The following is a 14,481-nucleotide window of genomic DNA, read 5'->3' as shown; positions in this document are numbered from 1 at the left end:
ATCAGCTTGTGGGAGTATGTCGCTTATCGTTGCACCTTCGCATCGCCACCTTCGGCCAGCTTCTGCACTTCAATGAGGGTGGCCATGCTGGTGTCTCCAGGGGTGGTCATGGCCAGCGCACCGTGGGCGGCACCGTAGTCGGTGGCCTTCTGCGCATCGTTTTCTAATAGCATCCCCGCGACGAGACCTGCGACAAAACTGTCCCCGGCACCGATGCGGTCCAAGATGTCGAAGCGGGGGTAGTTGCGGCTGCGGTAAAAGTTGCCTTCGTGGTAGCAGAGAGAACCCCAGTCATTGATGCTGGCGGTGTGCACGCGGCGTAGGGTGGCGGCCACGGTTTTGAGATTTGGATACTCGGCCACCAGTTTCAGGATGGCGGGGCGCAGCTTGGCCTCTTCCCCGGCGAAGATGTCGTTCGGGTCGGTAGGCACTGCGCTGGCGACTGGCGGTTCATCACTCAGCACGCCGAACATCACATCAATGTAAGGGGCTAGTTGGCGGTTCAGCGCCTGCGCCGCCGGGAAGCCGCCACGCTCCTGCCAGAGGGACGGGCGGTAGTTCAGGTCATAGCTCACGGTCACGCCGTGGCGTTTGGCTGCCTCGCAGGCCTGGATGGTCAGCTCGGCCGTGGACTCGGAAAGCCCGGCGAAAATGCCGCCCGTGTGCAGCCAGCGGCAGCCCAGGGTGCCAAAGAGGTGGTCAAAGTCAAAGTCGCCCGGCTTGAGCTGGGAGGCCGCGCTGTGGCCACGGTCCACACTGCCCTTGGCCCCGCGCACGCCAAAGCCGCGCTCGGTGAAATTGATGGGGTTGCGCACGCGCTTGCCCATGCCGTCATAGGGCACCCATTTGATGAGGTTCGTATCCACCCCGCCCTGGAGGATGAGATCCTCAATCAGGCGACCGATCTCATTGTCGGCGAAGGCCGTCAGGATACCCGTGCGCAAGCCAAAGCAGCGCCGCGCCCCGCGGGCCACATTGTACTCGCCGCCGCCTTCCCAGGTCGTGAACTGGCGGGAGGTGCGTACCCTCCCCTCACCGGGATCCAGGCGCAAAAGAACTTCACCGAGGGAGAGAACATCGTAGAACGGTTGGCGGGACATGAGGGCGGTAGATATGTAGCGCACTCAGGCGGGAGCAAGGGGCGAGTAGGGCAGGGGACGGTTTTCCGCCAAACATAAAAGTCCCCCAATGAGATCACTGGCACCCGGCATCCTTCCTGCTAAATGTGGCCGTGAATGACACCGACCAACCCGCTGCGGGAGCATGGCTTCCGCCTTCTCGAAGATGAACTGAAGTTTCTGATGGATGCTTTTGCCAACGTGCTGCGCCGTCTGGGCGAGCCTGCACTGGCAGAAAAGCTGCCCTGGGCAGGCAAGTGCGAAGGCATCGGCGATGCGCCAGATCGCGCACTGGGCCAGGCGTATTCGATCGCTTTCCAGATGCTGAACATCGTGGAAGAGCGTGCCGCCGCCCAGGTGCGCCGCCTGCGGGAAAAGGAGAAAGGCCCCCTGGCGGAAAAAGGCCTGTGGCCTGACAATCTGCGGGAAATGCAGTCCCTGGGCCTCAGCCAGGACGAGCTGCTGGAAGTGCTGCGTGAGGTGCTGGTGGAGCCCGTTTTGACCGCCCACCCGACGGAGGCGAAGCGCGAAACCGTGCGCGAGCTGCACCTGGAAATCTACAGTCTCATGAATCGTCATGAGAACCCCTCCTACACCCCGCGTGAGCAGGTGCGGCTACAGAGTCACCTGGAAACACGGCTGGAAAACCTCTGGCGCACGGGGGAGATCCACGTCACCCGCCCCACCATTGATGCCGAGCTGCAAAATGCGCTGCACTACCTGCGCGAAGTCTTCCCCGAAGCGCTTTCCCGCGCCCATATCCACCTGCGCGAGGCTTGGGTGGCTGCTGGGTATGAGCCTGCGGCGGTGGATTCACTCCCGCCCCTGCTGCGCTTTGGCACCTGGATCGGCGGGGACCGGGATGGACACCCTTTTGTGACAGCCGAAGTCACCGCCCGTTCTCTCACGGCCCTGCGGGCGAATGCCCTGCGCATCCAACGCCGGTCCTTGGAGGCCTTGGCTTTCCAGTCGCCCCTCAGCTCGCTGTTTCAGAAAACGCCCGAGGTGTTGGAAAACCTCATTGCCCAGCTCACCACCAGCCTGCAGGCCGAGCCAGCGGTGGACCTGGCCTACATCCTGGAACGCAACAAGGAAGAGCCCTGGCGCGCCGCTATCTACCTGATGCGCGCCAAGGTCGTCCTGGCCACGGACAAGCCCGACTCCCCCGCCGCCTACACAGAGGCCACCCAACTGGATGCTGATCTGGCCGCCTATGCGGAGTCTCTGACCGCCGTGGGCGCCAGTACCCTGGTGCAGGAGTTCATCGTGCCCCTGCGTCGGCAGTTGCTGGCCTTTGGTTTCCACTCGGCCATTCTCGACATTCGGCAAAACTCTAGCTTTCATGAAAAGGCGCTGGATCAGCTTCTGCGCACCGCAGGGCTGCTGGATGAGCGCCCTCTCAGCGAATGGTCTTTGCAGGAAAAACGGGCTCTGTTGGAAAAGGAACTCCTTTCCCCGCGCCCCTTCCTGGCTCCCGGCATGTCCGCCGGGCCGGAGGCCGATACCGTGCTGGCCTGCTACCGCGTCGTCGCCACGCATTTGGCAAAACATGGAGCTGCCGGACTGGGCGCCCTCATTGTCTCCATGACCAAAAATGTGGAGGACCTGCTGACGGTGTACATCCTCGCCCGCGAAGCTGGCCTCACCGAATGGACGGCGGAAGGTCTGCGCTGCCCGCTGCCAGTCACGCCGCTTTTTGAGACGATGGATGACCTGGAAGCTGGCCCTGGCATTGTTGAGGCCTTCCTTTCCCATCCCGTCACCCAGCGTAGCCTAGGGAAGGGGAAACCCACCCTTCAGATGATGGTGGGCTACTCCGATTCGAATAAAGATTGCGGGATTTTGGCCAGCCAATGGGCGCTGCACCGGGCCCAGATCGCCCTGGCCAGCACCTGCCAGGCTCACGGTGTGAAGGCCGTCTTTTTCCACGGGCGCGGCGGCACCGTCGGACGGGGCGCTGGCCCCACCCATTGGTTCATGGAGGCCCTGCCTCAGGGTTCCCTTGGCGGCTGGCTGCGCATGACGGAGCAGGGGGAAACCATTGCCCAGAAGTATGCTCACTTAGGCTCCGCCGTTTATAATACGGAGCTTCTTATGGCCTCCGCCGCTGCTGCCACGGCCCGGCATCGCCATGCCACCACCGCCCCGCTCGCCATTCATTCCACCATGGATCGCCTGGCCGACTGGAGCCGCGATGCCTATCGCGGTCTCCTGCACGCGCCGGATTTCATGCGCTTCTACCGCGCCGCTACGCCTATTGATGCCCTGGAGCACGCTCGCATCGGCTCCCGCCCCAGCCGCCGTACGGGCCAGGCCACGCTGGATGACCTTCGCGCCATCCCCTGGGTCTTTTCCTGGACTCAGTCCCGCTTTTACCTTCCCGGCTGGTTTGGGGCAGGCTCCGCCCTAGAAAAGTTGCGCAACGAAGACAGCGCCGCCTTTGAAGAACTGCGCACGCAGCTTCGAGGTTCCGCCTTCCTGCGTTACGTGCTGACGAACATCGAAAGCTCCCTGGTCAGTGCCAACCCGGACCTCATGCAACTGTATGCAGGACTGGTCCCGGATGCGATGGTACGTGAAGCCTTCATGGGCACCATCTTGGCCGAGTACTCACGCACCCGTGAACTGCTGGAGGACATTTTCCAGGGCACCTTTGCCAATCGCCGCCCGCGCCTCGCCTACACGTTGGACATCCGCGAAGAACCCCTGCGTGTGCTGCATCACCAGCAGGTGAATCTCCTGCGTGAATGGCGGGCCTGCCTCGCCGCTGGCGAAAATGAAGGTGCCGAGGCCATGCTGCCAGATCTCCTCATCTCCGTGAATGCCCTGGCTTCCGGCCTGCGCACCACAGGCTAGTCTGCCCAGCGCGAATCCACAAATTTAGGTCGCCAAATAAACTGGTTTACAGTCCAGCGTGGATGTCCATGCCCAGTCACTTGCGTGTCTTGAGGGCGGGCACATGGATGTCCAGGCGGTGGCTCGGATACGGGAATTCTTTACCTGAGTTCCGCTGTGCGGAGGCTGATTTATTTGGGTGTGCTGAGTGCGACGAGGCTGAATCTCACGAGACTTCAAAAAGAGTTTGGGAAACTCTTCTGCGTAGATTCCATTCCACCTCGGGGCTTGCTTAACCCAGTCAGGTGTTCGTGCCTTAGTCCTTGAAAGGTCTCTGATAAAAGATGAAGCCATTGGAGATTGTGCTTCATAATTTAAGTTAAAAATTACCAAAAATTAATACTAGTTCATAAGATTAAATTAATAATTTTTTGTTGATTAAAAGTCATTCTATCTAGGTTAATAATATAGTTAAAATGATTTATTTATTTTGAAATCCTAGATCTTAGAGAAAAGAAACCTCTTGAAATTGAGATCGTTAAATTGGTTTTTTTAAAAATCTAGGTGGCGAGTAAAGATCTCACTAGTCAGTGTTGGTGTAAGGCTTGTGGTCTGCTGTTTTCCCTTTGCCTTACATTACTTTTTCGATCTGAGGCCGGGTCGGACAGTTACGGGTCATTCTTCTCCGCATTTCTTGTGTTTTCTGCTACTTTTTCTATGACGAATCACTTGTCTGCCCCTCATGCCCTGCGTGGTCTGTTTGCCGCTCTGATCTTCAGTTTCCCGCAGCTCCAGGCTGAGTCACCTGTAACGTCGGAAGATCGGGGCGGCGTAGCGGGAAAATCCCAGCAGCTCAGCTCGCCAGATCAGGTGCCTGAGGGACTGGCGAAGTCAGACTGGCAGAGCATCCGCGCGGCACACAAGGCCTGGGAGCACAGCTTTCTGCCCACAAAGGATGGCTGGCAGGCGCGCAATGCCGGGCAGCAGTGGACCACGCAGTTTGATGGGCGTGGCTTTTTGGCCAAGCCAAAGGCGGCGGAGTGGCAGTGGGGGCTGGAGCTGCGCAGTTACGGCTTCGGCCAGCAGCAGCGTGCGGTGCAGGGGAAGCCTGTGGTGAAGGCCGAGGGGCAGCGCCTGAGCTACCAGTGGGATGCGGATGTGCAGGAGTGGTTCGTCAATGACCAGCGCGGGCTGGAGCATGGTTTCACGGTGGCTCGTCGTCCTGCGGGGGCGGCGGCGGATGCGGCGCTGGAGGTGGTGCTGGGCACACGCGGCACGCTGAAGGCCAGTGTGGCGGCAGATGCGCAGACGATTTATTTCCGTGACGGAGTGGGCGCACCGGTGGTGACCTATGCTGGACTGAAGGTGTGGGATGCGGATGGGCAGGTGCTGCCTTCCCGTTTCGTGGCCGGGCCTGAGGGGGGTATCATCCTGAGAGTGGACGAGAGCGCAGCGCGCTACCCCATCACCATCGACCCGATCGCCCAGCAGGCGTATTTGAAGCCCTTGGCAGAGTCGCTCGGCTATGCTGGGGTGGGCGACCAGTTCGGCTACTCGGTGGCGGTGAGCGGTGATACAGTGGTGGTTGGGGCAATATATGAGAACAGCAGCAGCACGGGCATCAACAGCACACCGGATGAGGGGAGCCCCAATGCCGGGGCGGCCTACGTGTTTGTTCGCAGCGCTGGGACGTGGAGCCAGCAGGCCTACCTGAAGGCCAGCCAGATCACGGCGGGTGACAACTTCGGCTTTTCGGTGGCAGTGAGCGGGGACACGGTAGTGGTCGGGGCGAATGAGGAGGACAGCGGCAGCACGGGCATCAACAGCACGCCCAACGAGGGTGTCTACAACTCTGGGGCGGCGTATGTGTTTGTGCGCAGCAGTGGCACCTGGAGCCAGCAAGCCTACCTGAAGGCCAGCGAGGTCACTATGCAAGATAACTTCGGCCACTCGGTGGCAGTGAGCGGGGACACGGTGGTGGTCGGGGCGAATTTAGAGGACAGCAGCACGACGGGCATCAACAGCACGCCGAATGAGGGTGCCAACGCTGCTGGAGCGGCCTACGTGTTTGTGCGCAGCAGCGGAACCTGGAGTCAGCAGGCCTACCTGAAGGCCAGCCAGATCACGGTGGGTGACAACTTCGGCTTTTCGGTGGCGGTGGACGGGGATACGGTGGTCGTCGGGTCTATTTTTGAAGACAGCAGCACAACGGGCGTCAACAGCACGCCCAATGAGCTCGTCAACGCTGCCGGGGCGGCCTATGTGTTTGTGCGCAGCGGCAGCACGTGGAGCCAGCAGGCCTACCTGAAGGCCAGCCAGGTCTCGGGGTTTGACTGGTTCGGCTACTCGGTGGCGGTGAGTGGGGACACGGTGGTCGTCGGGTCCATTTATGAGGACAGCAGCACGGGCATCAATAGCACGCCGAATGAGGCTGCCGCTGATGCCGGGGCAGCCTACGTGTTTGTGCGCAGCAGCGGAACCTGGAGTCAGCAGGCTTACCTGAAAGCCAGCCAAGTCACGGGGAATGACCTGTTCGGCAGGTCGGTGGCGGTGAGCGGGGACACGGTGGTCGTCGGGTCGTATCGGGAAGACAGCAGCTCCCCGGGTATCAATAGCACGGCCAATGAGTTCGCCGACTCTGCCGGAGCAGCGTATGTTTTTGTGCGCAGCAGCGGGGTATGGACCCAGCAGGCCTACCTCAAGGCCAGCCAAGTCTCGGGGTTGGACTTCTTCGGCTACTCGGTGGCAGTGAGTGGAGACACGGTGGTCGTCGGAGCGTATTTAGAGGATGGCGACACCACAGCCATCAACGGCACGGCCAATGAGTTGGCCGGCTCTGCCGGGGCGGCGTATGTTTTTGTGCGCAGCGGCGGCACCTGGACCCAGCAGGCGTATGTGAAGCCGACAGGGCCGCTCGGTCACGCTGGGACGACTGACCTGTTCGGCAACTCGGTGGCAGTGAGTGGAGACACGGTGGTCGTCGGTGCGCATTTTGAGGACAGCAGCACGACGGGGATCAACAGCACGCCCAATGAGGGGTCCTTCGATTCTGGGGCAGCGTACGTGTTTGTGCGCAGCAGTGGGGTGTGGACCCAGCAGGCCTACCTGAAGGCTAGCGAGGTCTCGCCAAATGACTTCTTCGGCTTTTCGGTGGCGGTGAGCGGGAACACGGTGGTCATCGGGGTGAGGGGTGATGACAGCAGCAGCACGGGCATCAACAGCACACCGGATGAGCTGGCCAACGCTGCCGGAGCTGCCTATGTGTTTGTGCGCAGCAGCGGAACCTGGAGCCAGCAGGCCTACCTGAAGGCTAGCCAGGTCTCGGAATTCGATGAATTCGGTATCTCGGTGGCAATAAGTGGAGACACGGTGGTCGTCGGAGCGTCGGGTGAGGCCAGCAGCACGACGGGGATCAACAGCACGCCGGATGAGAATGCCAGCGGTGCCGGGGCGGCCTACGTGTTTGTGCGCAGCAGCGGTGCCTGGAGCCAGCAGGCCTACCTGAAGGCTAGCGAGGTCTCGACGGGTGACCAGTTTGGCTGGTCGGTGGGCGTGAGTGAGGATACGGTGGTCGTCGGGGCGTTGAATGAGGCTAGCAGCACGACTGGGATCAACAGCACGCCGGATGAGGGGAGCCCCAATTCCGGTGCAGCCTACGTGTTTGTGCAGAGCAGCGGCATCTGGAGCCAGCAGGCCTACCTGAAGGCTAGCGAGGTCTCGGCGAGTGACCAGTTTGGCTGGTCGGTGGCAGTAAGCGGTGATACGGTGGTCGTCGGGGCACCGGGTGAGGCCAGCAGCACCACGGGCATCAACAGCACGCCAGATGAGATGATTTACTATGCCGGGGCGGCGTATGTGTTTGTGCGTAGCGGCGGTGACTGGAGCCAGCAGGCCTATCTGAAGGCCAGCCAGGTCTCGGAATCTGACAACTTCGGCTGGTCGGTGGCAACGAGTGGGGACACGGTGGTCGTCGGGGCGACGGGTGAGGCCAGCAGCACCACGGGCATCAACAGCACGCCGGATGAGTTCTCCTACAATGCTGGGGCGGCGTATGTGTTTGTGCGCAACAGCGGTGACTGGACCCAGCAGGCCTACCTGAAGGCCAGCCAGGTTACGGAAAATGACTACTTCGGCTGGTCGGTGGCAGTGAGCGGTGACACGGTGGTCGTCGGGGCGAATTTGGAGGACGGCGGCGCCACGAGTATCAATAGCACGCCCGATGAGGGGGCCGACAATTCCGGTGCGGCCTATATTTTCTCCGGCCTCGGCCCAGAGGTGGCTGCGCCGACTGTCACGAATGTCTCCCCAGCAAACGGCAGCAATGCGGGCGGCACGGTGGTGACGATCACCGGTACGGATTTCACAAATGCTTCAGCAGTCACCTTTGGTGGCACGAATGCGACGAGCTTCACGGTGGAAAGCGCGACTCAGATCACGGCGACGACTCCGGCCCGCAGTGCGGGCACGGTGAGTGTGCTGGTGACGACACCCAGCGGCACGAATGTGGCGAACACGCTATTCACTTATTTTGATCCGATTCTGACCGCTGCCTACAGCAGCGCCACGGATGTGCCGGTGACTGCGGTGGGTTACACGGCCAGCGGCAAGACCGTGAATTTGAGCCTCGGCTTTGCACCGACGGCGGGCACTCAACTGACAGTGGTGAACAACACGGGCTTGGCTTTCATCAACGGCGTCTTTGACAATCTCGCGCAGGGTCAAACGGTGACGCTGAGCTTTGGCGGGGAGGATTATGAATTCGTGGCCAACTACTATGGTGGCACTGGCAATGACCTGGTGCTCGTGTGGAAGAACAATCGTGTCCTGGCCTGGGGCAATGGCAGCTTTGGCAAGTTGGGCAACAGCTCGACGGCGGACAGTCCGGTGCCGGTGGCGGTGACGCAGACGGGTGTGCTCAATGGCAAGACCGTGATCGCGGGCGCGGCTGGAGATTCCCACAGCATCGTGCTCTGCTCAGACGGGACCGTGCTGACCTGGGGCCGAAACAACAACGGCCAGCTCGGCAACAACTCGACGACGGACAGCTCGGTGCCAGTGGCGGTGACGCAGACGGGCGTGCTCAGTGGCAAGACGGTGATCGCCGTGACGGTGGGAATCGCCCACAGCCTGGCGCTCTGCTCGGACGGCACGCTGGCAGCCTGGGGCAGCAATGGTGAAGGCCGACTCGGCAACAACTCGACGACTCAGAGCACGGTGCCGGTGGCGGTGACGATGACGGGTGTGCTCAGTGGCAAGACGGTGGTCGCCATCGCGGCGGGTGCCTCTCATAACCTGGTGCTGTGCTCAGACGGCACACTCGCGGCCTGGGGCTTGAACACGGATGGCCAGCTTGGTAACAACTCGACGACAAACAGCCTCGTGCCAGTGGCCGTGACGCAGACGGGCGTGCTCAGCGGCAAGACAGTGACTGCGATCACGGCAGGCTATGTCCACAATGTGGTGCTGTGCTCGGACGGCACGTTGGCTTCCTGGGGAAATGGTGCTGTCGGTCGGCTCGGCCATGGCCTGAATACGGGCACTACAGTCCCTGTGGCGGTGACCCGGACGGGTGTGCTCAGCGGCAAGACGGTGTCCGCCCTCGCGACGGGCGCTTATCACAGCGTGGTGCTGTGCACCGATGGGACCCTGGCCGCGTGGGGCTTCAACACGTACGGTCAGCTCGGCAACAATACGCTGACGAACAGCAACGTGCCGGTGCTAGTCACGCAAACTGGTGTGCTCAGTGGCAAGACGGTGGTCGCCGTCAAAGGCGGCGGTTACCAGGCATTTGCCCTTTGCTCGGATGGCACGGTGACCTCCTGGGGCCGGAACAACTTGGGTCAGTTGGGTGACAACACCCTGACGAACAGCTCCGTCCCGGTGGTGGTCGATAGCAGCGTGCTCGCGGCTGGAGAGCGCTTCAACAAGCTGTTATTGGGCAGTGCCGAGAGTCAACATTCACTGGCCCTGGCCGCCGCGCCAGCAACTCCTCCGATCCCCGCCCCGACGGTAACCAATGTAGCCCCGGCGACGGGCAGCACGGCAGGCGGCACAAGTGTGATGATCACGGGCACAGGCTTCACAGGAGCCTCGGCGGTGACCTTTGGCGGCACGAATGCGACGAGCTTCACGGTGAATAGCGCCACGCAGATCACGGCGACAACCCCGGCCCGTGCGGCAGGCGCGGTTAGCGTCCTGGTCACCACTCCTGGTGGCACCAATGCGGCGAACACGTTGTACACTTACCTCAATACACCTCCAACGCTGGCATCCATCAGCAAGGGGGGCACGGAGGATACAACGGTGACCTTCACGGCAGCGGACTTTACAGATGCTTACAGTGATTTTGAAAGCAGCCCGCTGGCCAGCATCACGATTGCTAGCCTGCCTGCGACGGGCGTGTTGAAGCTGTCCGGCTCGGACGTGACGGCGAGCCAAGTGATCCTGGCGGCGAATCTCGCGAACTTAACCTACGTGCCTGCGGCGAATGAGAACGGAGCCAAGACCTTCACGGTGACGGCGTCTGACGGCGCTGCTTCTTCATCTCCAGCAACGACCGTGACGATGACGCTGATGGCGGTGAATGATGCACCGACCTTTGCGCTGGCTTCCACTGTGAGTTCCCCCGCTGGAGCTTCATGGACAGCACGGGAAACCAATCGCACCTGGCGGTCCATCACCTCCTCAGCCGATGGCAGCAAGCTAGCGGCAGTGGCGCAAAGCGGCCAGATTTACACCTCCACTGACAGCGGGATCAACTGGACGGCACGGGAGAGCGACCGCAACTGGTTTTCCATCACGTCCTCAGCGGATGGCAACAAGCTGGCTGCGGTGGTGCAATCAGGCCAGATTTACACCTCCACCGACAGCGGTGTGACCTGGACGCCGCGAGAAAGCAGCCGCAATTGGAGTTCCATCACATCTTCAGCCGATGGTAGCAAGCTGGCAGCGGTGGAGCAAGAAGGACGGATTTACACCTCCACCGACAGCGGTGTGACCTGGACGCCGCGAGACAGCAATCGCTCTTGGATTTCGATCACGTCCTCGGCGGATGGCAGCAAGCTGGCGGCGGTGGTGTATAGTGGCCAGATTTATACCTCCACGGATAGCGGTGTGACCTGGACGGCGCGTGAAAGCAGCCGCTTATGGAGTGCCATCAGCTCCTCGGCGGATGGTAACAAGCTGGTGTCGGCGGTGGACAGCGGGCAAATTTACACGTCCACAGACAGTGGGGTGACCTGGACGCCGCGAGAAAGCGATCGCTCTTGGTTTTCCATCGCCTCCTCAGCCGATGGTGGCAAGCTAGCGGCGGTGGCCGTGGGCGGGCAGATTTACACTTCGACAGACAGCGGTGTGAGCTGGACGGCGCGGGAGAACAACCGGAACTGGCGCTCCATCACCTCTTCGGCGGATGGTGGCAAGCTGGCGGCGGTGGCGTTTTTTAACCGAATTTATACCTCGGCAGAAGTGTTGGTTCCGTTCTCCGTTTCGGTGATGGAAGACGCTGGAGCCCAGTCCATCCTCAATGCGGCGACCAATCTCTCGTTCGGCCCTGTGGATGAATCTGCGCAGACGCTGAGCTTCACGGTGACGAACAACAACAATGCGCTCTTCAGCATGCAGCCTGCGATGGATGCCAGTGGCACGCTGACTTTCACACCTGCGGACGATGCCCACGGAACCGCGACGGTCTCTGTGACAGCGGTGGACAGCGGCGGTGCGAGCTCCACCCCGGTGCAGACCTTCACCCTCACCGTGACGCCGGTGAATGATGCGCCAAGCTTTACTCTGGGGTCGGGTGAGTTGCTAGCTCCAGGGACCGTATGGGTCGCTCGCGACAGCAGCCGCGCCTGGCAGTCGGTGGTCTCCTCGACGGATGGTACCAAGCTGGCTGCGGTGGCCAATGGCGGCCAAATTTACACCTCGACGGATTCTGGAGCGACATGGACGGCGCAGAATTCGGGTTCTCGCGCTTGGACCAGCGTTGCTTCCTCTGCGGATGGGACTCGGCTTGCCGCCACCGTGGAGAATGGTGGCATCTACACTTCCGCAGATTCCGGGGTGACGTGGACGTTGCAGGCTGGTGCAGGGACGCGCAATTGGAGTGGCATTGCTTGTTCTGAAGATGGCAGCAAGCTGGTGGCAGGTGGCTACTTTACCCGCCTCTACACCTCCTCCGATTACGGTGTGACGTGGACGCCGCGTGACAGTGCGAGGCAGTGGGCGTATGCCACTTCCTCGGCAGACGGCACGAAGCTGGCCTTTGTGGAAGGTGGCGGAGGCCCGGTTTGGACCTCGTCTGATTCGGGGCAGACCTGGACACCGAATTATGGAACCGCAGGCAATCTGGTGCCGATCGCTGGATCGTCGGATGGCACGAAGCTGGTGACTGCGGCGAGCCAGCACAGCACCATTTGGACCTCGACAAACTCAGGCTCGACATGGACTTCGCGAGCCAGCCAGTTGGCCTGGTCTGCCCTGGCTTCATCGGCAGATGGCACGAAATTGTTTGCAGCCGTTTCGGGCGGGCTGATCTACACTTCGACGGACTCTGGAGTGACGTGGGTCCCTCAGGCTGGCAGTGGCAGCCGTCTATGGAGAAGCTTGGCATGCTCGGCCGATGGGACCAAAGTCGTGGGTATCGTCATCGGGGGTCAGATCTACACCTCGACCGTCACTGCCGCGCCTTACTTGGTAACGGTAGCCGAAAACGCGGGCCCCCAAACGGTGCCCAATGTGGCGACAAACATCTCCCCAGGCCCTTCAGGTGAGTCTGGGCAGGCGGTAAGCTTCACGGTAACGAATAACAACAATGCGCTCTTCAGCGTGCAGCCAGTGATCTCCAGCGCTGGCACGCTTACCTTTACTTCCGCACCGAGTGCTTATGGCTCAGCGACGGTGAGTGTGGTCGCGGTGGACAATGGAGGCACGGCAGACGGTGGTGTGGACCGCAGTGCTGCATTCACTTTCACGATCCAGGTCACACTGCTTGCACCGACGGTGACGAATGTGGCCCCGGCGGCAGGCAGCACAGCCGGTGGCACGGTGGTGACGATCACAGGCATGGACTTCATGGGTGCCACAGCAGTCACGTTTGGCGGCATGAATGCAGCGAGCTACACCGTGGACAGTGACACGCAGATCACGGCCACCACTCCGGCTCGTGCGGCAGGCGCGGTGAGTGTGTTGGTGACGACGCCAATCGGAACGAACGCGGCGAACACGCTATACACTTATGTGACGCCGCCTACCGTGACCAATGTCAGCCCTGCGACGGGCAGCACACTCGGCGGCACTCCGGTGACAATCACAGGCACAAACTTGACGGGTGCTTCGGCGGTGACCATCGGCGGCACAGCCGCTACGAGTGTGACTGTGGTGAGCGATACCAGCATCACCGCCGTCACTCCGGCAGGCAGTGCAGGCCCCGCCAGTGTCATCGTCACCACGTCCGGTGGCAGCAACGCGGCAAATAGCCTCTACACCTATGTGGTGCCTAACTTTGCCCCGACGATCACCAGCAATGGTGGTGATGCCACGGCCTCCATCGATGTCGCCGAAAACAGCACGGCGGTGACGACGGTGACAGCGACAGATACCAACACTCCTGCACAAACGCTGACCTACACCAAGAGCGGTGCGGATGCGGGCTTCTTCACGCTCAATCCTACCTCCGGGGCCTTGAGTTTTACTTCGGCGCCTAACTTTGAAGCTCCTGCAGATAGTGGCCTGAACAACATCTACGAGGTCACTGTGACCGTGACAGACAGTGGAACGCCAGGTTTAACGGACACTCAAGCCATCTCTGTCATCGTGACGGATGTTAATGAAGGTCCGGCTATCAAACCTTCCTCATCTTACCTCGCTTATGAAACGGTGAACCCGTCTCGCGATGGGGCAGGCCTCATTGTCTATACGACGAACAACGCGGCGACTCTGGCCGGTCTCCCCTTCAACCGTGTGCGTTATCGCATGGATAACACCACGGGCGGGGTGGCCTACTATGCCGATGCCTCTTTCGATGCTTGGTCGGGTCTGACGGTGGATGGACTGAAAGTGCCAGACGCGGGGAACATCCTGACGACGCAGCGGAATGTGACGAATGTTTCCATCCGCTCCAACCATCCACGGGTGGTCAATAGCAACACGGAACAGGGCAGGCTGGAACTCTGGACCAGTAATTACTCCCCGCCAGGGATCATCGGGGGATCTGCCACCCTTTTTGACTATGACGATACTCCTGGCGGGCCGATCATCGGTTATGGCAGCTTCCAGTTGCACAACCTTTCGGCCACCGTGCCGGAGACGGTGTTTGCCTGGAACAACCACGCCGCGGGTGTGATCCCTGATGTCGGCTTTGGCAATGCGACGATCGGGATCCATCCGGACTGGACCTTCACCAACACGGGCACCAATGCCTGGAGAATGCAGATCTACATCGAGAACAATTTCGTTCCTCCGACGATGAGCTTCACCGAAGATGTGGTGGGTAACATTCTGTTCTTCAATTCGCCCTTCCTCGATGACA

Annotated in this window: 3 protein-coding genes; 2 read left to right on the top strand and 1 reads right to left on the bottom strand. The window is 61.0% G+C overall.

All coding sequences use genetic code 11. The annotated features are described in order from the left end of the window. Positions 1-23 precede the first annotated feature (23 nt). Positions 24-1,100, bottom strand: a complete 1,077-nt coding sequence (locus tag ABEB25_RS22460; RefSeq protein ID WP_345738694.1) for a sugar kinase — start codon at positions 1,098-1,100, stop codon at positions 24-26. A gap of 135 nt (positions 1,101-1,235) precedes the next feature. Between ABEB25_RS22460 and ABEB25_RS22455 the strand changes: the two genes are divergently transcribed. Then, the gene (locus ABEB25_RS22455) at positions 1,236-3,974 is read left to right on the top strand and encodes a phosphoenolpyruvate carboxylase (RefSeq protein WP_345738693.1); all 2,739 of its coding nucleotides are present in this window, start codon (positions 1,236-1,238) and stop codon (positions 3,972-3,974) included. A 708-nt stretch (positions 3,975-4,682) separates the two neighbouring features. Beyond that, a partial coding sequence (locus tag ABEB25_RS22450; protein ID WP_345738692.1) for an RCC1 domain-containing protein occupies positions 4,683-14,481 on the top strand: 9,799 nt, incomplete at its 3' end.

This window comes from Prosthecobacter algae (genome assembly GCF_039542385.1).
In the GTDB taxonomy this organism is placed as follows: Bacteria; Verrucomicrobiota; Verrucomicrobiia; order Verrucomicrobiales; family Verrucomicrobiaceae; genus Prosthecobacter; species Prosthecobacter algae.
Note: the sequence above shows the minus strand (reverse complement) of the source record. Positions and strands in the feature narration are given on the sequence as shown.